The organism is Egicoccus halophilus (genome assembly GCF_004300825.1).
Taxonomy (GTDB): domain Bacteria; phylum Actinomycetota; class Nitriliruptoria; order Nitriliruptorales; family Nitriliruptoraceae; genus Egicoccus; species Egicoccus halophilus.
Genome location: NZ_CP036250.1, coordinates 1,488,400 through 1,512,348, shown reverse-complemented (window position 1 = coordinate 1,512,348; position 23,949 = coordinate 1,488,400). Strand labels below are relative to the sequence as shown.

The following is a 23,949-nucleotide window of genomic DNA, read 5'->3' as shown; positions in this document are numbered from 1 at the left end:
CCAACGCCCCTGGGGGGCCGGTCGACGGCGGCGTACCGTCGACCACCGAGCGCCTCACCGATTCGGGGACAGGCGCCGGGGCCGCACGGTGACCTTCTGGTGTCACGCGAGGCGTGCGGCCCGCTCCCAGGCCGCCCCGGCGCTCTCCTCCGGGGCGGCCTGCTCCCTTCCCGGCCGAGCACCGAAGTGGGCGTTCCGGAGCAGTGTGTGAGAGCAACGAGCCCGTGGTGTGCGACCACCGCTCAGGCCTGACCGAGCGCTTGCACCGGGGCGGCCGGCGCCGATGGGACCAACATCAGGGACGTGCGGTGGACCTCTCCCAGCCACCGCGACCGCGGTCGGAAACTCCCGTCCACCGCTCGAGAAGCGCCCCGCTCCCAGGCCGCCCCGGTTCCCTCTCTCCCGGGGCGGCCTGCTGTTTCCCCACCTCCCCCCACCGACGGGCGAGGGCCGGACACCGGTGCCGGGGATGCCCGTCGCTCGACCGACCCGGTGCGCGTCCGCGGTCGGCTCAGGGGACGCGCAGGACGACCTTGCCGCGGACGCTGCCGCCGCTGGCCTCGGCGACCGCGTCACGCACCGCGTCGAGGTCGTGCACCGACTGCACGTGCGGGGTGAGTCTGCCGGCGTCGGCCAGTTCGGCGAGCGCCGTGAGGTGGGCCACGTCCGGCCGGACGAAGACGTAGCTCCCGCCGCGCTCCGCGGCCGCCTGCGGGTCGAGGATGGACACGACCCGGCCCGGCTTCGTCAACACCTCGTCGCTGGCCTCCAGCGCCCCGTCGGCGACGAAGTCGGCCACCGCGGTCACGCCCTCGGGTGCCAGCTCGCGGAGCCGATCGGCGAGCCCGTCACCGTAGGTGACCGGCTCGCCGCCGAGCTCGCGCAGGAAGTCGTGGTTGGGCTCGCTGCAGGTCCCGATCACGCGGGCACCGCGAGCCACGGCGATCTGGGTGGCGAGGTGACCGACGCCACCGGTCGCCGCGTGGATCAGCAGCGTGTCCCCCTCGCTCACCTCGAGGTCCTCGACCAGCGCCTGCCAGGCGGTCATGCCGGCCAACGGCAGACAGCCCGCCGCCACGGCGTCCAGGGAGGCGGGTGCCGGGGCCACACCGCGGGCGGGCACCGCGACGAGCTCGGCCCAGGTGCCGGTGCCGACGACGTCCTTGCGGGCATAGCCGAACACCTGTTGGCCGACCTCGACGTGCCGGACGGCCGGGCCCGCGCCGACGACCTCGCCGGCGACGTCCCAGCCCGGCACGAGCGGCCACAGCACCGGCCAGGCCGCGTCGAGATGACCCTCGACGATCTTGTAGTCGACCGGGTTGATGCTGGCGGCCCGGACCCGGACCAGGACGTCGTCCGGGCCGACGCGGGGATCGTCGAGCTCCCGGACCTGCAGGACGTCGGGTCCTCCGTACTCGTCGGCGACGACAGCGCGCATGAATGCCTGCTCCGGTTCGGCGGTGGCGAGGCCGCAGCGTGCCGAGCGCACACGCGACGACGCGTCCCGGCCCCTCCCGCATGGCCATGGCTGCACGCGACGGTGACGGCGGCGACTGCTTCCATGGGGGCACGGTGCGCCCGGCGGTCCGGCGTGCACCGCAGCACGGAGGCAGCACGGAGGCGGTTTCCCCGACGGATCGACACAGGCGCCGATGACCGACCTGCACCACGCCCGCGCCACGGAGCTGCTCGCCATGCTCGTCGCCGGCGAGGTCAGCAGCCGCGAACTCGTCGACCTGCACCTCGAGCGGATCGAACGGCTCGATCCGGAGTTGCAGGCGCTGGTGACCGTGGACGCCGACCGTGCACGCACCCGCGCGGCCGCGTGCGACGGCCAGCGGGTGCGGGGCCTCGCCCGCGGACCGTTGCACGGCCTGCCGATGACGCTGAAGGACGCGTTCGCCACGGCCGGCCTGCGCACCACGGCCGGGTTGCCCGGACTGGCCGACCACCTACCGACCCGCGATGCGGCCGCGGTCGCGCGACTGCGTGCCGCAGGTGCCGTCGTGCTGGGAAAGACGTCCTGCCCACCGGAGGTCAGCGGTCAGCAGACCGGCAACGCCCTGATCGGCACGACCCGCAACCCGTGGGATCCTGCGCGCAGTACCGGAGGCTCGTCGGGTGGGGCCGCGGCGGCACTGGCGGCCGGCCTGACCCCGCTCGAGCTCGGCAGCGACCTCGGCGGGTCGATCCGGCAGCCAGCGGCGTTCTGCGGGGTGTTCGGCCACTACCCCACCCACGGCCTGGTCCCGGCCCGCGGCCATCTGCCGTCGTTGCCGGTCGACGACGTCGAGGCGACCGAGGACCTGCTCGGCGTCGGTCCGATGGCCCGCTCGACCGCCGACCTCACGTTGGCGCTGGACGTGCTGGCCGGCGCTGACGACGTCCGCGGACGCGGCTGGCGCCTGCAGCTACCGGCACCGCCCGCGCACGAGGGCGCACGCGGGCTCCGGGTCGCGGTGTGGGACGACGACGAGGCCTTCCCGGTCGACCGCGCCGTCCGCGACGGGCTCCGGCGCGCTGCGGCGGGCCTGGCGGGCATCGGCGCGCGCGTCGACGAGCAGGCCCGCCCCGGCTTCTCCCTGACGGACGCGGAACGGATCGGCTTCGACCTGTGGGTGGCCGCGTCGAGCGCGTCGCTGTCGGACGAGGAGGTCGACGAGCAGCGTCGACGAGCCACCGAACGGCCCGACGACGACGACCGCATCGCCCGTCGGGCGCGTGCGGCCAGCATGACCCACCGCGACTGGCTCCACCTCGATGCTCGCCGGCGCCGTCTGCAACGCGCCTGGGACGAGTTCTTCCTGCGCTTCGACGTGCTGTTGTGCCCGGTCGTCCCGGTGGTCGCCTATCCAGCCGATCCGGACCCGACACGGGCACACGACTTCGACCACCGCGCCGAGCAGGTGATCGAGGTCGACGGCCACCCGCGTCCGTACCTCGACCAGCTGGTGTGGACCACGGCGGTCGGCGCGGCACGGTTGCCGTCCACGGTCGTTCCGATGGGTCCTTCGCCCGACGGCCTGCCGGTCGGCATCCAGGTCGTGGGGCGCCCCTACGCCGACCGGACCACCCTGCGGGTGTCCGCCCTGCTCGAGTCGCTCACCGGCGGGTTCCAGCCACCACCCGGCTACTGACGCCGGAGCACGTCCGTCAGCTTCCGGTCACCGGGTCGAGCGGGATGGCGGCGCGCGGCACGGCCAGGCCCCGCACCCCCGGTGTGAGGCGGAACAGCGCACCGGCGTGATCGCCCTCACCGCCGACCTCGGGTCCGCCGGTGGTGACGTAGAGGACGTCGAGATCCGGGCCGCCGAACGCACAGCTGGTCGGGTGGCTGACGGGGAACTCGACGAAGGCGTCCAGGGTGCCGTCGGGCAGGTAGCGACGCACGACGCCGGCGCTCCACAACGCCGTCCAGACGGCTCCCTCGGCGTCCACGGTCAAGCCGTCGGGCAGTCCGCCCTCGTCGCCGAGGTCGACGAACGTCCGTCGGTCGGTCACCTCGCCGCCTGCGCCCAGCGTCAAGGCGTCGATCCGGCCGCTCGGCGTGTCGGCGTGGTAGAGCAGGTGCCCGTCGGGCGAGAACCCGAGCCCGTTGCTGACCGTCAGACCGTCGCGCACGAGCTGCACCGCGCCGTGCTCGTCGACGCGGTGCAGCTGACCGTGGCCGGTCTCCTCCTCGAGGTCCATCGTGCCGATCAGCACGGCACCGTCGGGGGCGACGGTGGCGTCGTTGCAACGAACCCGGTCGTCGTCGGCCTGCAGTGGTGTCACGAGCCGAGGCGCGTGAGCGGACGCGGTCGGATCGAGGACGCCGAGGCCGTCACGCAGACCGACCAGGAGCGACCCGTCGGCGTGCGGCAGCACCGCGGTGACGAAGTCGTCGTGGTCGAGCAGGATCCGGCTGCTCCCGGCGTCCGGGTCGTGGGCGAGAACACGCCCGGCCTCGATGTCGACGTACAGCAGGCGACCGGAGGCGGCGTCCCACAGTGGACCCTCGCCGAGCTGGCAACGGAGCTCGTCGGCGGGTGATGCGGACAGGATGCGGGTCACGGCGCTTCCTCGGTCGAGCGGTCGTCGGCCTCGTCGAGCGCGTCGAGCACGGAGGCGACGAGCTCGTCGACGGGGGCACGAGCGTCGAGGCGCAGGTCGGCGGCCTCGGCGAAGCACCGTTGGCGGCGGGCCAACAAGGCGTCGGCAGCGTCCGGGTCGAGCGGACGCCGGTGAGCACCGGTGGCCATGCGAGAGACGAGCTCACCGACCGGCACGTCGAGCCACACCACCGTGGCGCGGTCGGCCAGCGCCTCGCGACATCGCGGCGCCTCCACGACCCAGCCCGCCGCGGCGACGACCGCGGGGCGTTCGTCCGCGAGCGCGTCGAGGAGCACCTCCTCCTCGAGGTGGTGGAGGTGGTCGATGCCGTCGGCGGCGGCGATCTCGGCGCCGGTATGGCCGGTACGTGCCTCGAGGTCGACGTCGCCGTCACGCAGCGGTCGGTCGAGGCGTGCCGCGAGCGCCACCCCGGTGGTGGTCTTGCCGGCGCCCATCATCCCCACCAGGACGACGTGCCGGTCCGAGCGTTCGCGCTCGTCGGAGCCAGACACGGTCAGCTCCGCACGGCGTGACCGCCGAACTGCTGACGCAGGGCCGCGATGACCCGCATCGCCAGCGGGTCGTCCTGACGCGAGGCGAAACGGGCGTAGAGCGCGGCCGTGATCACCGGTGCTGGCGTCGCGGTGGCGATTGCCTCCTCGACGGTCCAGCGGCCCTCGCCGGAGTCCTCGGCCCAGCCGCGGATGGCCGCGAAGCTCTCCTCGTCCTCCAGCGCCCGCACCAGCAGGTCGAGCAACCAGGAACGGACCACGCTGCCGTGCTGCCACCCACGGACGACTTCGGTGACGTCGACATCACCGGGTCCGCCCGCCTCGAGCAGTTCGATGCCCTCCGCGAAGGCCTGCATCATGCCGTACTCGATGCCGTTGTGGATCATCTTGGCGTAGTGACCGGCACCGACGGGGCCGGCGTGCGAGAACCCGCCCTCCTCGGGACGCAGCGCGTCGAACACCGGTTGCAGCCGGGCGACGGCGGCATCGGTGCCGCCGACCATGAGCGCATATCCCTCGTCGTAGCCCCAGACGCCCCCGGAGACCCCGGCGTCGACGAGTTCGAGGCCGTGTTCGCGCAGCCGCTCGGCCCGGGCGACGGTGGTGCGCCAGTTGGCGTTGCCGCCGTCGACGATGGTGTCGCCGTCGTCGAGGTGGTCGACGAGCTGGTCGATGGTGTCGTCGGTGGGGGCGCCGGCAGGCAGCATGAGCCAGACCAGGCGCGGTGACGGCAGCGCGTCGACGAGCGCGGCGAGGTCGGCGACCTCGGCCAGTCCGGGATCGCGGTCGTAGGCGACCACCTCGATGCCGCGGTCGCGCAGTCGGCGGGTCATGTTGCCGCCCATACGTCCCAGTCCGACCATGCCGAGCGTCGTCACGTCGCCTCTTCCTCTCGGGTGCTGCCTGGACCGTTCGCGTCGTCACGTTGGGGCGGGCAGCGACCTGCCGGATGGGGGCGTCCCACGGGCCGTCGCCGTTCTGTACGCCGCGTCCGCGACGCGTGGTGAGGTCCAGACGCTACTCGTCGCGCCGGGCACTGGCAGCCGGAAGCCCACCCCGTCAGCCGTCTGCTCGAGGGGACGTCGGGGCCCGCTGGACTGGTGGTCTGGCGAGTCCCGGACCTGGCGGGCTGGGTGAGCGGGGGCGGTCAGTCGCTGGACGTGCGCACCGCCTGGATCTGCTGCACCGACACCTGTTCGGTGGTTGCCGGGCCCGGCAGCTCTCCCAGCTCGAACGAGCCGTTGAGTTCCTCCAGCGGCGAGGAGACGACGTACGACGCTCCGTAGACGATGTTCGCGGACACCGCGTAGGTGCCGGCCGGGCCCTCGAGCGTGGACGCCACCGCGAACGTGTAGGAACAGTCCGTCGACTGCGACGCGAAGGCGACGGACGTGTCGTAGATGGATCCGGGTCCGTCACACGTCACGGCACCGCCGTCGCCCAGGGACCAGTCGACCCGCAAGGGCGCCAACGTGGCCGTCACCGAGATCGACCCGGCGGTGACGGTCGCCGACCGTGGTTCCCACGCCTGCGGTTCGATGGCCAGCCACGAGGGAAGGCCGGTCACGTGCGGCGCCGGTTGCGCCGGCGCCAACCGGAGCTCCCCCGTCCCGGCCTCCACCGACCCGAACGCCGTCTGGATCACCTCACGCAGCAATGCCTGCGGGCCGACGTCGTCGGTCTCGTCACCCGGCACGTACCACCGGTACAGGTCATCTCCATCGCAGTTGACGATGTACCAACGCGCATCCGCCGGGAAGTAGGACGTGTCGATCTGGTCGACATACGGATCCCAAGACCCAACCGACTTGTACTGGCAAGGGCTAGAAACTGCACTTGTCTCTTTCCCCCGTTCGGGGGAGGATCCGGGAGACGACGGTCGACGGTCAACGGCCACTATATCGACCGTCGATCCATCCGTTTTCGCACTGCCGCCGCTACAGATAATCGATTTGCAAGGTGGCTCCTTCTGAGCCCTGCCGCTCTCCTCTTCACCGTCGGCTTGCGCCGAGGCGGGCGCCAAGGCACACAGGATCAGCACACCCGACGCGAAGCAGGCTTGGAGAGCCCGTCCGACCGGCATTCCCAGCCTCCGCCGCAGCAGCAGACCTCTGACCGACGCCCTCGCAACCAGCACCGCCACCACGTCAGCAGTTCTCCACTTCCGCCAAACCGATCTCAGTCACCCGGTATTGAAGTGGCTTATCTTCCTCTAAGCGCACTAGCTCAACGAGCCGTTCTCGTGCCATAAACCTCACGCCAGCGGACTCAATTAAGTCGAGGGATGACTGTTCATACAAGCCGGTCCGTGGTCCTGTTCGAACGCATTCGCGCACAACGGCAGACCCACCGTTGAAATCTCGCACGTACATCCGAAGCACCTCAGAATCTGGCGAAAGTTCACGACCACCGGACTCACGAAGATGCGCAACAGTCCCTACAACGTCTTCATACGCCTCGCCAACATGAGTCAGTGACAAGACTTCCTCATCAACATGGCCGCTCGTATACGAGTCTTGTTCTGCCGTATACGCACGAGCAGCCGCAGTGAGGAGCTCTAGCTCGAGCTCGTCGTGGATGTCGTTGTCGGGGTCGGGTTTCAATTCTGGCAGTGGCGCGTAGAGGGGCTCGCCTTCTTCGATCACCGGGTCCGGATTCGGGTCCGCCTCGTCGCCCGGATCGGGCTCCGCTGATGCGTCGGGTTCGGGGGTCTCGACATGCTGCGCTTCGGGCAGCGGTTCGGTCTCGGCCCCAGCCTCGACTTCTTGCGGTGCGCCGGTACACGAGGACAACACCACCGCCGCAGCCACCGCTCCGGCGAGCCGTGCGCGGCCCCCGCTCCGCTTCGTCCCCACTGGCGAACCCCCCATTCCGTGCCCCCACGTGGTCGCTCACGTCCTCCCGGACGACAGCTGGACCATACCCATGCGGTACTAGTCACGCCAGGGTTCGTCCACAGTCACGCGCATCGCATCGCGTTCGGCGCGCCTCCTCCCCGACGGTCCGGGACGGGCCGAAACCTCGACGGGTCAGACGAAGAACAGCAACAGCAGGAACCCACCGACGAGCGCGTAGCCCAGTGCCGGCGCCATGGTGCGTCGCAGCACGTCTCCCTCCGCCCCCGTGAGGCCGACCGTGGCTCCGGCAGCCACGATGTTGTGGGGACAGACGATGTTGCCGACCGCCGAGCCGTACCCCTGTGCTGCGACCATCGGCGTCAACGGCAGTTCGAGTGCCTCGGCGGTGGCCGCCTGCAGGTCGGTGAAGAGCACGTTCGACGCCGTCGCGGACCCGGTGACGAACGTGCCGAGCACCCCCACGAACGGTGCCAGCACGGGCCACGCGCCTCCGGCGGCGGCGGCGGCTGCCTCCGCCAACGACTGGGTCATGCCGCCGTGCACCATGGTGCGCGCCAACGACAACATGGCGACCAGCGCGACCGTGACGCCACCGAGCTGCGCGAACGTGGTTCGCAGGGCCCCACGAACGGCGACCGGCGCCGCCCTGGTGAGCAGCGCGGCCCCGACGAACGACAGCGCGAGCAACGTGCCCGGATGCGCCAGCGGTCGGAACGAGCCGGTGAAGCCGCCCGGCAGGCTCCACGCCAGTTCGATCGCACGCAGCGGGTCCCGGATCGGTGGCACCAGTCGCGTGAGCAGCACCAGCACGATGAGCGCGAGGTAGGGGGCGGCGGCACGCAGCAGTTCGCCCGCGCCCGGTGCGTTCTCGACGGTGGCGGTACCGCCGGGGCGCTCGGGTGCCAGTTCGGGGGCCTCGTGATCGCCACGCCGCGGCCGTTCGATCGGTGGCGCCGGCGAGGCCACCGGCGGCGGAACGACCGAGGCGTCGTTGGTGCGCACCCGCCGGCGGCCGGCCAGTTTCAGTGCCGCCACGAAGACGGCGATGCCGATCAGTGAGCCGCCCAACGTCGGCAACTCCGGGCCGACGTACGTCGCGATGGCCCAGTACGGCACCAGGAACGCCGCACCTGCCAGGGCGGTCCATCCCCAGATGGCGCCCCGTGCCGGCTGGCCGACGGCCTTCGACGCGACCACCATCATGACGACCAGCAGCACCCATCCGGCCAGCAGGTGCAGTTGGGCGGTCGCTCCCGCGATCTCCAGCCCCGGCAGCCCGGTCGCTGCGGTCTGGGGCACGATGGGCGTACCGATCGCCCCGAACGACACGCCGATGGCGTGGCCCAGCATCGCGACCAGCACCGCGTCGAGCGCCCGGTACCCGACCCCGACCAGGAAGGGGGCGGCCAGCGCGACCGAGGCCCCGAACCCGGCGGCCCCCTCGACGAACAGCGCGAAGAACCAGCCGATCAGCAGGGCGAACAGCCGCGGATCGGCGGCCAGGCCGCCCAACGCCCGGCGCAACGTGTCGGTCGCGCCCGTACCGACCTGCAGGTGGTGGATCGCCAGGGCGGGGATGACGATCCACAGGATGGTCGCCGAGGTGAACAGCGCCTCGCTGAACGTGCCGACGAACGCGCCGGCGCCGGGCGCGTCGGCCGGCGTCCCGCGACCGAAGTCGAACGCGGTCACCGCGATGAGCAGGGCGAGTGCCGCACCGACGAGCCCGGCCCGGGATGCCGCCCAACGTCGACCGACCATCAACACCAGCACCACGAGGATCGGGATACCGGCGAGGAGTGCGGCCATGGTGCGTCCAGTCGTCGCGGCCACGCGAGCCAAGCAGCCCGGTGCGCTCGATGCCTACGGACAGGATCGACCGGACGGGAGGCCGCGGCAGCAGCCGATGGTCCCGTGCCGGCGTGACACTCGGCCGCCGGCCCAGCACCATCCGTGCCGAAGCTGGCACGGGCCCGGCCCCTGCATCCGCCGCTCGTCGAGCCGTGCGTCGGGTCGCGCCTCGGGTGGCGCCTCGGGTCGCGCCTCGGGTCGCGCCTCGGGTCGCGCCTCGGGTCGGGCCTCGGGTCGGGCGTCGGGTCGCGCGCCATTCGTCCCAGGCGTCGGATCTCCCATGCGTGGAGTCGTGAAAGCAGCGATCGCTTCCACGACTCCACGGATGAGGTGGCGATCCGTGGGCCAGCGCCAGCGGACACCCGGCAACGGCACGAGGGAACGTCTCCCCAGCGAGCGTCGCGCGCCGGAAGCCCGTCACGCCGTGAGCTCGCGTCGTGCGTGCGGAACAGGTGCAGCGGGCGGCCGAAGGCCGCCCGCTGCATCTGCACGTCCGGTTCCGCAGGGTGTCAGTCCCAGTCGGGACCACCCTCGGGGTCGATGAGCCGCTCCTGACGCTCGAGTTCCCCGATGCGCTGGAGCTCGTCGTCGTCCAGCTCGAAGTCGAAGACGGCGAAGTTGGTCCGGATCCGGTCGGGGTTGCCAGACTTGGGGATGGCGACCGTGTCCGGCTTCTGCAGCATCCAACGCAGGGTGACCTGGGCGGCCGACACGCCGTGTGCCTCGCCGATCTCGGTCAACGTGGCATCGTCACTGACGTTGCCACGGGCGAGCGGCGAATAGGCGGTGAGGAAACCACCGTGCTCCTCGAGCACCCGTTCGATCGCGTCGACCCCCAGGTAGGGGTGGTGCTCCACCTGGTCGGTGATGATCCCGGGCGAAAGCTCGTAGGCACGGGCGAGCAGCCTGGACGGGAAGTTCGACACGCCGATCGAACGGGTCAGCCCGTCGTCGACGAGCGCGGTCATCGCCTCGAGGGTCGCCTCGAGCGGCGCGACGTGCTCGGCCGGCCAGTGCAGCAGGATGAGGTCGACCTGCTCGACGCCGAGCTTGCGCAGGCTCTGCTCGCTGGAGGCACGCACGTCCTCGGGCTTGGCGTTCGACGGCTTGATCTTGGTGGTCAACCACACGTCGCCGCGATCGACCTCGCTGTCGGCGATGGCCCGACCCACCTCCTCCTCGTTGTCGTAGCCCTGCGCCGTGTCGACGTGGCGGTAGCCGACCTCCAGTGCGGTACGGGTCGACCGGTAGGCGTCCTCACCGTCGAGTTCGAACGTGCCGAACCCGAGCCGCGGGACGGTGAGACCGTTGTCGAGTGAGATCGTGGGACCCATGCATGCTCCGAGTGGGATGTCGCGGGCACGGTACGGCCACCCCCCTACCCGGCTCGACCGTCGGGTCCGACGGTCGGAGGTGGTCCGTCGCCGCACCGGTGGCCGAACGAGGCGGTGGGCGACGCCACCGGCCGCGTCGGACGCACGCACGGGCGTCCGGCGCGGGCGTCCGGCGCGGGCGGGCAACAGGACGACGAGCGGTCAGTAGCGGGGCCAGGTCCCGGCGAACGGCACCTGTCCGACACTGGGCGCCTCCCAGTCGCACACCCCGTCGGGGAACAGCGAGTGCAGGCGCTCGTGCTGCGTCGGGGTGAACTCGACCCCGTACTCCTCGAGGTCGACCGGTCGCAGCGTGCAGGCGATGACGTCGGAGGCGACCGAGGAGCCGGCCACGATCCGCGGCGTCGCCGCCGGCGGCATCAGCGTCTCGCACTGACCGAACACGCCGTACTCGGCGACCTCGAGGATGCGCTCCCCTTCACGGGTCCAACAGCTGTCGACGGCATCGTCGGGCCGGCGGTCGACGACCACCTCGGCCAACGGGCGACCCGAGGCGTCGGCGGCGATCGCATCCAACCAGTCCGCCATGGTGTCCAACCAGCGGCCCTGCATGGCGGCGTTGCCGACGCTGCCCGACGGCGCCCGCCACATCACCTGGTTGTCGGCGTGGCCGAAGGCGTCCTCCAACCGTTCACGCACGGTGAACGTGTGGCTGTAGGTGTGGAAGTCGGCTGGATCGGTGTACGGGCGCACGTCGAGGATCGGGACGTCGGACAGCGCGCCGCCGAGTGCCATCTGGCCGGTCGCGTACGCGATCTCGAGCGCGTCGCGGTCCGCGACCGACCGCTCGCCGACGACGTTGCCGTCCTGGTCGAAGCCGCCGACGCGTTCGTTGACGGCGAGGAACTGCTCGACGCCGATGGTGCCCGCCTGCAGTGCCCCGAGCCCGTACTGGACGCCGACGTTGTCGAACACACGTCGGGCGAAGCCGGTCTCGGGATCGGCGCCCCAGACGTTGATCATCGAGTCGAAGGTGGTGCAACGCACCCCGTCCGGGTTGGTCACCGGGTGGTAGCGCTCCGCGACGGGCACGTTGGACGAGCACCCGGTGGGCGCGACCAGCACGTCGGCGAAGGCGAGGTCCCACAGCAGACACGACGTGGCGGTGTGGTAGCCGGTCACCGCGTTCTGTTGGGCGGGGCTCAGGCCGCTGCCGGCGAAGGCGCGGCGCAGCAGGCGGCAGTCGGCCGGTTCGCTGAGCTGCGAGTCCTGGAAGGTCAGCTGCGGCACCAGCCCGTCGAGGATGCCCGGATAGTCGTTGGCGATGAGGTGCTGCTGGATGGCACCGCCGGAGCCACCGGTGCCCATCGTCCAGCGCGGGACGGTGCGCAGTTCTTCGGTCACGTGCTCCTTGACCATCATCGCGGTCTCGGCCGACAGCACCGCGTTGCAGGCGGTGCCGTGCACGTTGAGGCTGCCGGAGGCGACGGCGAGGCCGCGCGAGAGTTCCGCGTCGCTGAGCACGGTGCCCAGGCTGAGCGAACCCTGATGGAATCCGGTGCCGCACCCGCCGCCGAAGTTGTAGACCAGCCCACCGTTCCAGCCGGCACCGACCTCACCGCCCTCGGCGAGCACGGCGAAGCGGTAGATCGAACGGTTGATGACGCCACTCTCGACCCGCACGACGTAGTCGACGGTGCGTCCGTCGCGGGTCGTGGTCGTGGCCAGGTCGGACGGGCGGTCCTGCGGGTCGGCCAGCGGTTGGAAGCTGCCACCCGTCGTGCGGTAGTACCAGACCACCTGGGCCGGCACCGCGCAGGTCGCCGGGTCGGTCGGTGTACCCAGACCGGCCTGCTCGGTGGTGCAGGAGAACGGCGTCTGGTGCGGGCCGGAGAACACCGGGCCGCTGCTCGGGTGGTTGACGACCTCGAGGGCAGCGGTGGGCCGCCCCTGGCCGTTGCCGGTGCCGCTGACCCGGATGGTGTTCGTGCCGGGACGCAGGCCCTCCACGAGCCCGACGAGCCGGCGAGGGTCGGACGGATCGGGGGTGAAGGCGTCCGAGACGTCGCGTCCGGCGGCCAGCACCCGGACCTGGTGCTGGGGCACGTTCCGGGGCACGTCGATGCCGACGAGCACGTCACCGCCGGTGACCATGTCGGCCCGGGTCGACAGCGCCTCGACGGTGAACGCCCGGTCCTGCCCCGGTGGTCCGTTCCCATCGGGACCCCGTTCCGGACTGGCGCTGGCGGCGACTGGCAGGGTCGCGGCGAACAGACCCGCGACGGCCAGGATGGTGGCGCCTCGGCGCCACCGTCGCGTACGACATTGCACGGTGCTCTCCCTCTCCCAGGCATGGCCGCCGCTGGTCACCGGGCTCCCGACCGGCGCGGACGCGACCGTCCGGGACGCTAACAGAGCACCACGACACCGGTCCGTGAGACGCCGTCCCAGCCCACGCCGGGCGCAGCCGGGTACGCAGCCGGGTACGCACGGGTACATGGGGGCGCGGCCGAAACGAGGGCCCTGACCTGCCCAGCCGACGGATCCGGCGGGTGTGCAACGTCGGAACCCGCTCGCGTGCCGCCGGCGAGGACCGACGACGACGGTTCAGCGCGGTCGGAAGTCGCCGGGCAGCACCTCGGGCCGGATCCCGTCGGCGATGTCGACCTCGGCGGCGATCCGCAGTGCCCGGTCCGACGAGCGGAACACGCCGAAGTACACCCACCGGTCGTCGGTGCGCCGTTCGAGGTCATAGGTCCGGGGGTCCTCGGCGACGCGGACCACCCGCCAGCGGCCGTTGCGCGCTTCCCAGGACGGCGGCGAGCCGTCGATCCGACGGGTCGCGTACGCGCCTCGGGTGTTGCGCCGCCAGACGTCGCCAGAGACGGCGGTCCGAACCGAGCGACGTCGGTCAGCGATGCTCGAGAGCACGTCGGCGGCGACGGCCCGGCGTTCAGCGGCGCGCCGGCTCAGCCCGTCGACCCGCGAGACCAGGCCGTCCCAACCGTCGAGGTCGTGCCGCGGCGGCAACGGCGGCCCCCAACCGAGTTGTTCGAGCGTCGCGTTGCCCTTGCGCACGTTGCAGGGCCAGCAGGCGCTGACGAGGTTGTCGAGGTCGTCGGCCGGACCACCGACCGAGGCGGCGAGCAGGTGGTCGTCCGTGGCGTACTGCCAGTAGAACGCCGGATGCGTGCCGTCCATGCGCCAGCCGGGGGCACGCGGGAAGACGTCCGGACCGAAGCGCATCGCGGCGGCGGCCATCGCCTCGAGCGCCTCACGGGCGACGGTGCGGGTGCCGCAGTAGCGGCACCGGTAGCCGTCACGGGCGAACATCGCGGCGATGGTCACCGGGCTCGCGTCACCGCTGCGCCCGCGGCTCGCGACCGGCGGACGATGCAACGGCAGCGGTGGTAGCGGCCAACGCCGGATGCGAACGGCGTCGCTGGCCTCCCGGACCACCTCGGCGTCGTCCTGCGACAGCGCCGCGGCCAGGCGTGCCAGCTCGTCCGGGTAGCCGTCATCACCGTCACCGACGACGGCCGCCTCGAAGCTGAACGTCGTGTACGAGGCCACGCCGGTGTCCTGCCCTCTCCCGCGGTCCGCGAGCACCGCGTCCCCTGGTCGGCTCGGCGTCGGAGAAGTGGCCTTCACCGACCGCTTCCCCGACGCCGCTCGGCCGCCCCGGCCGTGCCCACGCGAACCGAAGTCGACCACGGCGGTGTGACACGAACATCACGCCGAACCGCGTCCGGACCGCCGGACGTCGACGCGACGTCGGGACCGCGCTCAGTCGACCGCCATCTCGCCCAGCTCCGACCACCCGTTCTGGTCGAGCGTGACGTTCACGACCTTCGGGGTGTGGAGCAGGTGCGGGGGCAGATCACGTCGGGCCTGCTGGAAATGGTCGGAGTTGACGTGGGCGGCGCCGGCCTCGTCGTCGCGGAACGCCTCCACGAGGACGTACTCGTGCGGGTCCTCGAGCGAGCGTGACCAGTCGAACCACAAACAGCCCTCTTCGGCGCGGGTCGCGGCGGTGAACGCCGAGGCGATCTCGGGCCAACGGTCGGCGGACTCGGGCTTCACCTGGAACTTGGCGGTGATGAAGATCACGGATGCAGCCTTCGCGAATCGGAACGGTCAGTTGTCGCCGGCGCCGTCGTCGGGCGACTCGGTGGTCTCGTCGAGCGGGACGGGGCCGCCCTCGGTGCCCGCGTCGTCGCACCCGAACAGCACGACGGCGAACGTCAGGGCGGTCAAGGACGCACGGACACGCATGGGACGACTCCAGGCTCGCGGGTGCCGCACGGTAGGCGCCCACACCACCGCCCCTCCCCGGCCGGCCGTCGACCGACGCGTCGCCCAGGCTGGACCGACGCGTCGCCCAGGCTGGACCGACGCGTCGCCCAGGCTCGACCGACGCGTCGCCCCGTCGCCGGGCGACCCCCTGGCGCCGGGCGTGGGGAGGGACGCACGGCGAATGCTCCGGACCGCACCGCGCCCGTCGCCGGCTGCCATCTTGCCGATGTGCCTCCGGCACGTCACGCTGGTGGTCAAACGGACGAGGAAGGAACCTCGATGCTCCACCTGTTCAAGCTCGCTGCCGCCGCCGTGGTCGGTATCTGGGCCGCGTTCCGCGCCGTCGAGGAGGGCTTCGCCGCCTGGGTGCGTCGCGAGACCCGTCAGCGTGAGGCTGCCGGACTCGCCCCGGCCTGACCGCAGCCGCAGCCGGCAGCCACACCGGCCGTACGATGTCGCCGGTCGTCCCCCCTGGGGGCGGCCGGCTTGCGTTTCGTGCGAGGCCACCGTCGAGGAGGCCCGAGCCGCGAGGCCCTCCGACGAGGCTCTCCCCCCGTCGCTGCGGTGCGGCGCCGTCGATGTGCGGGGTGCGACGCCGTCCGGTGTCTCGCATGCGCTCGACGTGGCCGAGGCGTCGTCTCTCGGGGTCGTCGCCGACGACTTCCTGATGGACTGGCGGCGACGTCACTGGCAGCCGTGACACTGGACGCATGGAACTCTCGATCCTCGCCTCCGTGGTCAATGCGGTGCTCGCCTGGTGGCGACGCCCCCTCACCGACACGTCGACCTTCCAGCATCCGGTCGGCCCCCACACCGTCTTCTGCGAGTTCTGCAGCGACTGGCATCCACCCGACAACTGCGCCGGTTCGTGGCCTTGAACGGCCCGCACGGCGCCGGCCGGACGGCTGGGTCGGTGCCCGGGCGCGCCCGACCGCACGCCGGCGACGACGAACGGGCGTGGCGAAGCACGACCGGTCGTGCGCTGCGCGAAGCCGCCGGCCGGACGCGGCGTTGCGGACCTGCGCCCGTGCGACGCTGCGAGCCTGATCGGTACGCGGGTACGGAGCAACGGGATGGTCGACCGGGCGGGATGGAAGGTCCAACTCGACCCTGCTGACGCGGACTCCGCCGCCGGGAGCAGTGCGCGAGCGATGGCGGCCGAGCTCGCCGCCGGCAAGAGCGGCTTCCGACGCTTCGCCGAGCGGCTCTTCGACGTCAAGACGCCGGAGCGGGCCTGGGCCAAGGGGGCGGCCGGCGAGGAAGCGGTCGGCCGACGCCTCGCTCGCCTGCCCGAACCGTGGGCGGTCGTGCACGACCTGCCGATCGGCACGCGTGGCGCGAACCTCGATCATCTGGTGCTCGGCCCGTCTGGCGTCTTCTCGCTCAACACCAAGCACCTCTCCGGGCGGGTGACCGTCTACGACCGGGCGGTCCTGGTGAACGGCCGCAAGACGGACGTCGTACCGAAGCTGCTTCGCGAGGCGGCCTTGGTGCAGAAGCGCCTGACGGCCGCGGCCGGCCAGGACGTCAACGTCTGGGCGGTACTGGTGGTGATGGGCTGCGAACTCGAGATTCGGCGGCGTCCCTCGGACTTCTCCGTCGTCGGGCGGCGTTCGCTCCCGCGCTGGTTCGTTCGGCAGCGAGCGACCGCGTGGCCACCAGCGCAGATCGCCGAGCTCGAACGGCTCGCCCGCTGGCCCCAGACGTGGACGCCGGCACGCCCGCGGCAAGCACCGGCGCGCACGCCGTCAGGATTGCCTCGGCACTTGCCGACCCCGACACCTGCGACGACGCCGACACCACCGACGCCGACACCACCGCTGCGGGCGGCGGCGGCCACCAAGCCACCACCACCCCCAGTGAGCCGGGACGCGAGCCACGCGCCGATCGCTGCGGTCGCGTCGCCCGTGTTCGCCGTACGGGAGTGGCAGCGCTACGGCAGGCACCGCTACTACGCCAACACCTCCGAGGGGCGCACCCTCGGCTGGATCGACGTGCCCACCGGCGAGTTGCACGTCGTGGCGCCCGCCGACGAGGAAGCGGTCGCCGGTCGCCTGCGTGCCGCACGGGCAGCGGCGCTGGCGCGCCGGCGCGAGGTGACGACCGAGCGCTGACCCCGACGGCGATCCGGGGACGGGGCGCCGACGGCTTGCTTCAGCCGCGACCCAGCGCGTGCGCGACCGCGACGGCGAGACCGACCGAGGTGGGCCGGGCCCAGGCGACCGTGTTGTCCGGGCGGACCAGGATCCAGCCGTCGCTGCCGCCGAGCAGGGCGCGCAGCCGCCCGGACGGGTCGGTGTGGCCGCCGGGGCCGACGTGCAGCACCGCCGTCCCCGAGCGCCCGCTGGCAACCTCGCGGTCAACGCGGTCAACGCGGTCAACGCGGTCAACGCGGTCAACGCGGTCAACGCGGTCAACGCGGTCAACGCGGTCAACGCGGGCAACGCGGTCGCCGCGGCCGTAGCGGGCTCCGTCCGGCGCGCCGGTCACGCGCAGCAGCACCGGCCCGATCGGCAGCAGATCGGAGAGGCGACACTCGCGACCTTCGGGTGTGCGCACCCGTGGGTCGGGGAGCCGGATCCCCGGCGCACGTCCGGACCGTGGCAGCAACGGGGACGTCGACGGGCGCAGGTCCGTCATCGTGAGACGTCGCAGTGCCGCCCGCTCCAGCGGCGGGACACGCAGCGCCAGCCGCTGCAGCGCGAACAGGGTGCGCCGCAGCCGCCTCGGTGAGAGCAGGAACAGCCGCGTCACGACGTCGGTGAACCGCGACACGTCGCCGACCACGACGTCGCGCCGCTCGGTCTCGTAGGCGCCGAGCAGGCGCTCGGCGTCGCCGTCGGCGAGTGCGCCGGCCAGCAGCCACGACAGCGTGAACGCGTCCTGGACACCGGCGTTCATGCCCTGGCCCCCGACCGGGCTGTGCACGTGGGCCGCGTCACCGGCCAGGAGCACCCGTCCTTGACGGAACCGGGGGCTGGCGCGGCGGTGGATGTGGAAGCGGCTGCTCCAGACGACCTCGCCGCCACCCGGACCGAGTACGAGGTCGGTCAGGCGCCGTACCTCGGCGTCGGTGACCGCGTCGACCTCGCTGCGGTCACGGGGGTCGAGGTGGATGAGTCGCCACCGCCCCGGTCGGAACCGGACGGCGACCGTGAGGCCGCCGTCGCGATCGTGCAGACGCGGCCACGGCAGTCGGTCGCGGTGGTCGTCGATGGCGATGTCGGCGAGCACCGGTCGCAGGCGGTAGGTCGACCCGTCGAAGGACAGGCCGAGAGCCCGGCGGACGAAGCTGCCCGCTCCGTCGCATCCGACGACCCAGTCGGCGTCCAGCGTCCGCGACCTCCCGTCGCGACGGTAAACCAGCGTGGCCGACGCCCCCTCCTGCTCGAGGCCGGTCACCTCGGCGTCGAAGACCACGTCGCTGCGACCGGACTCGCGGAGCGCGTCGAGCAGCAGCCGTTCGGTGCCGGACTGCTCGAGCAGCAGCAGACCCGGCCGGTCGACCTCGTCGTCGAGCCGGGTGAGGTCGGCGTGCAGCAACGGTCGAGCGTCTGCGGCGACGTCGGTGAGCGTCACCTGGTCGATCAGATGACCAGCGTCGAGGAAGCGCTGCTCGATCCCCCAACGGCGCAGCGCGTCGCGGGTGCGGACGTGGATGCCGGCCGCCTTCGAGTGCTCGCTCAGCCGGTTCGCGCGTTCGAGCACGACGCTGTCGACGCCGTGCCGGGCCAGCCCGAGCGCCAGGGCGAGCCCGACGGGACCGGCACCGACGATCGCCACGGACGTCGTGGCGGGGACGGCTGCTGGCGAGGACATTCGGACCTTCGGCGACGTGGCCCGCCCACCCTACGAGTCCGCCGGGGCGATTCCCAGCGTCAGTTCGTCAGCAGGCCGCCGTCGACGGGCAGGGTGATCCCGGTCACGTAGCTCGACGCGTCCGAGGCGAGGAAGACGACCGCCGCGACGAACTCCTCGGGTTCGCCCTTGCGTCCGGCGGGGACGCGCCCGATCATCTGCTCCAGGTAGCCGTCGGGGTACTGGTCGGTCATCTCCGAGGCGAAGAAGCCGGGTGCGATCGCGTTGACCCGGATGCCCTTGCGGCCGGTCCACTGGGCGGCGAGGTCCCGGGTCAGGCCGATGATGGCGGCCTTCGACGACGCGTACGCGGCCTGTGGCAACCCGGCGGTGGTGAAGCCGAGCACACTGCCGACGTTGATGATGGACGCGCCCGGCTGCATGACGCGGCCGCAGGCCTGGGCCATCCAGTAGCTGCCGTGCAGGTTGATGTCAGTGACCTGCCGGAACTGCTCGGGGGTCTCACGGGTGGCCGGAACGGCGGTGCCGATGCCGGCGTTGTTGAGCAGGACGTCGACCTTGCCGAAGGTCTCGGTCGCGGTGCCCACGGCGCGCTCGGCCGTCGCCGGGTCGGCGACGTCACCGGGGACGACCACGCAGCGGCGGCCGAGGGCCTCGACCTGGCGTTGGGTGTCAGCCAGCTTCTCGGCCCGGCGGGCGACGAGCACCAGGTCGGCGCCTGCCGCCGCGAGGCCCGCCGCGGCGGACACGCCGAGTCCGGACGACGCACCGGTCACGATCGCGACCTTGTCGTCGAGGGCGAAACGGGAGAGGACGTCCACAGCTGGCTCCGATCGCGACACGTGGCCCGACGACCCTAGGCGAGGGCATCGGATCCGTCGCCGTCGACCGCGACGAACCACGTCGCGGTCGGCCGCGCGGTCGACGCCGACGGAGGGACCGGACCGACATCACCCTGCCCGTGGACGACGCCGGCGACTCGCGCAGCGTTGGTCGGTGGCCGTCCGTGCCGGTCCGCATCGAAGGCGGCACGGTCGGTGACCGAAGTGCGCGGCCGGCGGGCCGTCATGGGATCGCCACGGGCGGATCCTCTCCCGCGGGCGGCTACCGCGATCTCGCCCGTCCTCGACCGGAGAACTGCCTGATGAAGATCGACAAGGACCAGATCACCGACATGCTCAAGCAGCGAGGTGACGACCAGCAGGCGCAGCAGGCCGACAAGGAACTGCCGCAGCAGGTCGACACCGAGGACGAGCAGGACCAGAACCTGCTGCAGAAGTTCGGCATCGACCCGCAGGCGCTCGCCAAGCAGTTCCTCGGCGGCAAGGGCATCCCGGGCATGTGAGCCCGCACGCCGCGATCCGGGTGGCGGGCCGTTGCGGTCCGCCACCGCTGCGGTCCGCCACCGCGGCGACATCGCCTCGACACCGGGAGGCACGTGGGGTACCTGTTCCGCTCGCTCCCGGCCCCGAACAAACGAGTGTGCATGGTTACCCACAGCATCGAACTGCTGACCTGCGCCGAGTACGGCTGCCCGGGTTGCGACTACCGCCACTTCCGGCGCACCGCGGACGGCCAGCAGCTGACGGAGGTTCCCGACGCCGGGCTGTACACCGCTGAACAGCTCGCCGTCCTCGGTCGGGCCGCCCTGGCCACCGGAGCGGTCGGACGCTGACCGCCATCGCACGGTCGGAAACTCCGTACGGCCCGGCCGGACGTGCCGTGCGGCCGCCGCGAACGTAGGGTCGGCGTCCCCTGCGAAGAAGGTGTGGCATGGCAACGGTGGTCATCGTCGGTGACGGACCGGGTGGGCTCGGCGCGGCCCTGTTCCTGGCTCGTGCGGAGCACGACACACGCGTGTACGGCACGGACAAGACGGCGATGCACCACGCACACCTGCACAACTACCTGGGCATCGAGGAACTCGGCGGCAGCGAGTTCCAGCAGATCGCCCGGCGCCAGGTGACGGCGGCCGGCGCCTCGCTTGACGAGACCGAGGTGGAGTCGGTCGAGCGTCGCGACGACCGCTTCGTAATCACGCTCGACGGCGGCACCACGGTCGAGGCCAACTACCTGGTCCTGGCCGGCGGGAAGTCGGCGCAGTCGCTGGCCGCCCAGGCGGGCGCGACGGTCGAGGACGGGCGGGTGTCGGTCGACGTGGAGTACCGCACGGACGTCGACCGTCTCTACGCCGTCGGACGGCTGGTCCGTCCCGAACGCAGCCAAGCGATCATCTCCGCCGGCGCGGGCGCAACGGTCGCGCTCGACATCCTCTCCCGGGAAGCGGGCAAGGACGTCCACGACTGGGACAGCCCGCCCGAGCAGTGACGAAGGGCTGGAGGGCCCCGGTCGCGCTCGTGGCCCGGACCGCGGCGGATGGCCCGGTCGACGCCGTCGTGGCCTTCACCACGGGCACGCGGGTACGAAGCCGTCCGGCGTGTCGGCGTGGATCGCCGGCCGGTCGAACGCCTGACGCCAGCCGCCGAGCGGACGGTGCCGTGCGGCGAGTTCCTCCGCGTGCTGCTGCAGCCGGTGCCGTTCGGCCGCGGCACGCGCACCGACGCGTCGGACGTCCACACCGACCACCGGCACGTCGTCCGAGTTCGCTCCGACACCGCCGACGGCGAGCTGCCGAACCCGGAGACGCGCCCGGGTGCCGTCGCGGACCGCCGAGGTGAGCACCCACGCATGTGCGACCGTCGGACGGCCCGGCTGCTGCAGCTCGCGCACGCGTACGGGCAGGGCGAGCACGGCAGCATCCGAGGCGAGTTCCCCGGTGATCACCGCGAGCTCGGTGAGTGGGTGACCTTCTCGCCGTGGCGCTCGCGCCGGCTGTCGACCACGATGTCGGCCGTGCCGTCGGTGAAACAGACCAGCAGCGGTGCCGGTCGCCGCTCCCCACCGAGCGTTCCGAGGAAGCCCGTCAGCCACGACTCGTGGTCCGCCCAGGTGATCGGCGTCGTCATCGCGACTCCTGACGTGCCGTCGACGGCGAGGGTCGCGTGTGCGGCGGCCGCCGGCGGCGGACCGCGTCGCGGGCGAGTTCGCGGACACGACGCCGGTGGACCGGACGGACCTGTCGCTCGACGCGTGCCGCGACCGGGGTGAAGCCGTAGCGGTCCTGCCAGCCGGGCCGCGACCTCCACGACCATGCCCCACCGCGACAGCGCGTAGGCGAGCCCGAGCGGACCCGGGCCGTCACCGTCGGGGACGGAACTGGACAGCGCGTGGCGCAGCATCGCCCTCCAGATCCCGTCGTCGCCCGACTCCCGGCGCTGCCAACGCACGGCGCCGTCGTCCTCGATCTCCCGCTCGAGCAGGTGGGCCGTCACGGTGACCTCGTCGCCCAGGCGTTCGGCGACCTCGACCACGATGCCGTAGGTCGCCAGCGCGGCACGCAGGTCCGGGTCGGCGACCCTCGGGTCGGTCGTCCGGGCCTGGCTGAACACCAGCAACTGGCGGATGCCGAGCTCGGGCACGAGCGCGCTCAACAGGCGCGGCAGCTCGTGGTGCCGGTCCTGGAGCATCCCGAGCCCGGCCTGCACCGCAACGTCGGGCGGCCGTTTTCGAAGCCGTACAGCGTCGGACGCACCGGCAGGCCGCGCCCTACCGGCACCGCAGCCTCAGCGCGGGCGCTCCCGATCGGATCGTCCCAGCGTGGCGGGCATCCCATGCCGCTCCCCTCGGTTCACGTCGGTGCAGCTTTGCCCACGATCGGTACGCGGGCCCCTCGGACCGTGCCCCGCCTGTGGACAGCCACCTCGGCCGACGGCCATGGTGCCGACCACCGTCGGCTTGCTTGGGTGAGGTCCGCGGGGGGGACGGCCGGCGTCCGGCGTCGACCGCCGCCCCACCTCCGCATCGACCCAAGGGAATGCCGTGCACGCCACCACCTCGATGACGCCGTTCGAAGCGGTCAACCACTTCTTCCAACGGGCGGCCGCGATCGACCGCCTGAGCGACGAGGCGATCGACGTGCTGTCCGGCACCTTCCGGGAGTTGCGCGTGCAGATCGCGGTGCGCTGCGAGAGTGGCAGCCGCAACGTCTTCTACGGCTATCGCGTCCAGCACAACGCCGCCCGCGGCCCCTACAAGGGCGGCATCCGTTTCCATCCGGACGCCGATCTCGAGGAGGTGCGGGCCCTGGCATCGCTGATGACCTGGAAGACGGCACTGGTCGACGTCCCCTTCGGGGGCGCCAAAGGCGGCGTCCAGGTCGACCCGATCAAGCTGAGCACGGTCGACCTCGAGCGGATCACCCGCCGCTACACCGAGCAGATCGGCCACATCATCGGGCCGACGCGGGACATCCCGGCGCCGGACATGAACACCAACGCGCAGACCATGAGCTGGATCCTCGACCAGTACGGCCGCCGCTACGGGCACACACTGGGCATCGTCACCGGCAAGCCGGTGGTGCTGGGTGGGTCACTCGGCCGGGAGCAGGCGACCGGCCGGGGCACGGTCGTGGTGCTCGACGAGGCGGTCCGTGACCTCGGCCTCGGGGTGCCGTCCGAGGTGTCGGTGGCGATCCAGGGCTTCGGCAACGTCGGGTCGTGGGCGGCGGTCACGGCGGCCGAGCGTGGCTACCGGGTCGTCGCCGTCTCCGACGTCGGTGGCGGCATCCACGCGCCCGGCGGTCTGGACATCGAGGCCGTCCGTGTCCACCTCGCCGAGCACGGCACGGTCGCCGACCTGCCGGGCACCGAGCCGATCAGCAACGACGAGCTGCTCGAGTTGGACGTCGACGTGCTGATCCCGGCCGCGCTCGGCGAGGTCGTCACCCACGACAACGCCGACCGCATCCGGGCCCGCATCGTCGTCGAGGGGGCGAACCACCCCGTGACACCAGCTGCGGACGAGATGCTCGCCGAGCGGGGTGTGGTGGTCGTGCCCGACATCCTGGCCAACGCGGGCGGCGTGACGGTCAGCTACTTCGAGTGGGTGCAGAACAGCCAGGACCTGCGCTGGGAACTCGAGGACGTCAACCGTCGCCTCGACACCAAGCTGCAGACCGCCTACCAGCAGTGTCGACGGTTCCAGGCCGAGCGGGCCGGCGAGGCCAAGGCATGGGGCGGCGACCGGTTGACGCTCCGCGAGGCGGCGTTCGCACTCGCGGTCGAGCGCGTCGCGGAGGCAGCGACCCTCCGCGGCTACATCTGAGTCACCGGGACCACGAGGAGC

At 72.1% G+C, this 23,949-nt stretch carries 24 protein-coding genes; 8 read left to right on the top strand and 16 right to left on the bottom strand.

The window, feature by feature from the left end; translation table 11 throughout:
* Positions 1 to 511: 511 nt before the first annotated feature.
* On the bottom strand, positions 512 to 1,441 hold the full coding sequence (locus ELR47_RS06780; protein WP_130649199.1) for an NADP-dependent oxidoreductase: 930 nt from the start codon (positions 1,439 to 1,441) through the stop codon (positions 512 to 514).
* Between the two features lie 214 nt (positions 1,442 to 1,655).
* On the opposite strand from ELR47_RS06780, the gene ELR47_RS06775 reads away from it, so the two are divergent.
* Positions 1,656 to 3,140, top strand: a complete 1,485-nt coding sequence (locus tag ELR47_RS06775; RefSeq protein ID WP_130649198.1) for an amidase — start codon at positions 1,656 to 1,658, stop codon at positions 3,138 to 3,140.
* A gap of 16 nt (positions 3,141 to 3,156) precedes the next feature.
* On the opposite strand, the gene ELR47_RS06770 is transcribed toward ELR47_RS06775, so the two are convergent.
* The 11 genes from ELR47_RS06770 to ELR47_RS18225 form a co-directional block, all read right to left on the bottom strand.
* On the bottom strand, positions 3,157 to 4,056 hold the full coding sequence (locus ELR47_RS06770) for an SMP-30/gluconolactonase/LRE family protein (protein WP_205745491.1): 900 nt from the start codon (positions 4,054 to 4,056) through the stop codon (positions 3,157 to 3,159).
* On the bottom strand, positions 4,053 to 4,607 hold the full coding sequence (locus ELR47_RS06765; protein WP_130649197.1) for a shikimate kinase: 555 nt from the start codon (positions 4,605 to 4,607) through the stop codon (positions 4,053 to 4,055). Before ELR47_RS06765 ends, ELR47_RS06770 begins: the two co-directional genes overlap by 4 nt.
* 2 nt (positions 4,608 to 4,609) lie before the next feature.
* Complete coding sequence (gnd, locus tag ELR47_RS06760) at positions 4,610 to 5,485, bottom strand: phosphogluconate dehydrogenase (NAD(+)-dependent, decarboxylating) (protein ID WP_229730590.1); 876 nt, start codon at positions 5,483 to 5,485, stop codon at positions 4,610 to 4,612.
* A gap of 269 nt (positions 5,486 to 5,754) precedes the next feature.
* Positions 5,755 to 6,753: a hypothetical protein gene (locus ELR47_RS06755; protein ID WP_130649196.1), complete on the bottom strand. Its 999-nt coding sequence runs from the start codon at positions 6,751 to 6,753 to the stop codon at positions 5,755 to 5,757.
* 1 nt (position 6,754) lies between these two features.
* Positions 6,755 to 7,417 carry a hypothetical protein gene (locus ELR47_RS06750; RefSeq protein WP_130649195.1) on the bottom strand — a complete coding sequence of 221 codons (663 nt, stop codon included), beginning with the start codon at positions 7,415 to 7,417 and terminating at the stop codon, positions 6,755 to 6,757.
* Positions 7,418 to 7,636: 219 nt separating this feature from the next.
* Positions 7,637 to 9,274: an L-lactate permease gene (locus ELR47_RS06745; protein WP_130649194.1), complete on the bottom strand. Its 1,638-nt coding sequence runs from the start codon at positions 9,272 to 9,274 to the stop codon at positions 7,637 to 7,639.
* Positions 9,275 to 9,825: 551 nt separating this feature from the next.
* On the bottom strand, positions 9,826 to 10,650 hold the full coding sequence (locus ELR47_RS06740; protein ID WP_130649193.1) for an aldo/keto reductase: 825 nt from the start codon (positions 10,648 to 10,650) through the stop codon (positions 9,826 to 9,828).
* A 201-nt stretch (positions 10,651 to 10,851) separates the two neighbouring features.
* A complete protein-coding gene (locus ELR47_RS06735; protein WP_130649192.1) occupies positions 10,852 to 12,981 on the bottom strand; it encodes a DUF6351 family protein in 2,130 nt (709 codons plus the stop codon).
* 276 nt (positions 12,982 to 13,257) lie between these two features.
* The gene (locus tag ELR47_RS06730; RefSeq protein WP_205745490.1) at positions 13,258 to 14,223 is read right to left on the bottom strand and encodes an HNH endonuclease; all 966 of its coding nucleotides are present in this window, start codon (positions 14,221 to 14,223) and stop codon (positions 13,258 to 13,260) included.
* Positions 14,224 to 14,436: 213 nt separating this feature from the next.
* Positions 14,437 to 14,760, bottom strand: a complete 324-nt coding sequence (locus ELR47_RS06725; protein ID WP_130649191.1) for a putative quinol monooxygenase — start codon at positions 14,758 to 14,760, stop codon at positions 14,437 to 14,439.
* A 27-nt stretch (positions 14,761 to 14,787) separates the two neighbouring features.
* On the bottom strand, positions 14,788 to 14,925 hold the full coding sequence (locus ELR47_RS18225) for a hypothetical protein (RefSeq protein WP_165403895.1): 138 nt from the start codon (positions 14,923 to 14,925) through the stop codon (positions 14,788 to 14,790).
* Positions 14,926 to 15,225: 300 nt separating this feature from the next.
* Between ELR47_RS18225 and ELR47_RS18220 the strand changes: the two genes are divergently transcribed.
* The 3 genes from ELR47_RS18220 to ELR47_RS06720 all read left to right on the top strand — a co-directional run bounded on the left by ELR47_RS18220 (position 15,226) and on the right by ELR47_RS06720 (position 17,060).
* Positions 15,226 to 15,363, top strand: a complete 138-nt coding sequence (locus ELR47_RS18220) for a hypothetical protein (RefSeq protein ID WP_165403894.1) — start codon at positions 15,226 to 15,228, stop codon at positions 15,361 to 15,363.
* A 293-nt stretch (positions 15,364 to 15,656) separates the two neighbouring features.
* Positions 15,657 to 15,824 (top strand): hypothetical protein, encoded by a 168-nt coding sequence (locus ELR47_RS18215; protein WP_165403893.1) that lies wholly within the window; start codon positions 15,657 to 15,659, stop codon positions 15,822 to 15,824.
* 195 nt (positions 15,825 to 16,019) lie between these two features.
* Entirely contained in the window at positions 16,020 to 17,060 is a 1,041-nt protein-coding gene (locus ELR47_RS06720) for a nuclease-related domain-containing protein (RefSeq protein WP_130649190.1), read from the top strand.
* A 40-nt stretch (positions 17,061 to 17,100) separates the two neighbouring features.
* On the opposite strand, the gene ELR47_RS06715 is transcribed toward ELR47_RS06720, so the two are convergent.
* Together ELR47_RS06715 and ELR47_RS06710 are read right to left on the bottom strand one after the other, a co-directional pair.
* Entirely contained in the window at positions 17,101 to 18,765 is a 1,665-nt protein-coding gene (locus ELR47_RS06715; protein ID WP_130649189.1) for an FAD-dependent oxidoreductase, read from the bottom strand.
* A gap of 59 nt (positions 18,766 to 18,824) precedes the next feature.
* On the bottom strand, positions 18,825 to 19,586 hold the full coding sequence (locus ELR47_RS06710) for an SDR family NAD(P)-dependent oxidoreductase (protein WP_130649188.1): 762 nt from the start codon (positions 19,584 to 19,586) through the stop codon (positions 18,825 to 18,827).
* A gap of 323 nt (positions 19,587 to 19,909) precedes the next feature.
* Between ELR47_RS06710 and ELR47_RS06705 the strand changes: the two genes are divergently transcribed.
* From ELR47_RS06705 to ELR47_RS06695, 3 genes are all read left to right on the top strand, one after another.
* Positions 19,910 to 20,110 (top strand): hypothetical protein, encoded by a 201-nt coding sequence (locus tag ELR47_RS06705; protein WP_130649187.1) that lies wholly within the window; start codon positions 19,910 to 19,912, stop codon positions 20,108 to 20,110.
* 141 nt (positions 20,111 to 20,251) lie between these two features.
* The gene (locus ELR47_RS06700) at positions 20,252 to 20,440 is read left to right on the top strand and encodes a hypothetical protein (protein WP_130649186.1); all 189 of its coding nucleotides are present in this window, start codon (positions 20,252 to 20,254) and stop codon (positions 20,438 to 20,440) included.
* A gap of 98 nt (positions 20,441 to 20,538) precedes the next feature.
* Entirely contained in the window at positions 20,539 to 21,093 is a 555-nt protein-coding gene (locus ELR47_RS06695; protein WP_130649185.1) for an FAD-dependent oxidoreductase, read from the top strand.
* Between the two features lie 75 nt (positions 21,094 to 21,168).
* On the opposite strand, the gene ELR47_RS06690 is transcribed toward ELR47_RS06695, so the two are convergent.
* Together ELR47_RS06690 and ELR47_RS06685 are read right to left on the bottom strand one after the other, a co-directional pair.
* Complete coding sequence (locus tag ELR47_RS06690; protein WP_130649184.1) at positions 21,169 to 21,549, bottom strand: hypothetical protein; 381 nt, start codon at positions 21,547 to 21,549, stop codon at positions 21,169 to 21,171.
* The gene (locus tag ELR47_RS06685; protein ID WP_130649183.1) at positions 21,546 to 22,310 is read right to left on the bottom strand and encodes a hypothetical protein; all 765 of its coding nucleotides are present in this window, start codon (positions 22,308 to 22,310) and stop codon (positions 21,546 to 21,548) included. The genes ELR47_RS06690 and ELR47_RS06685 overlap by 4 nt, the downstream gene beginning before the upstream one ends.
* 352 nt (positions 22,311 to 22,662) lie before the next feature.
* Here ELR47_RS06685 and ELR47_RS06680 point away from each other — a divergent pair, with 352 nt between their 5' ends.
* On the top strand, positions 22,663 to 23,928 hold the full coding sequence (locus tag ELR47_RS06680; protein WP_130651253.1) for a Glu/Leu/Phe/Val family dehydrogenase: 1,266 nt from the start codon (positions 22,663 to 22,665) through the stop codon (positions 23,926 to 23,928).
* Positions 23,929 to 23,949 lie beyond the last annotated feature (21 nt).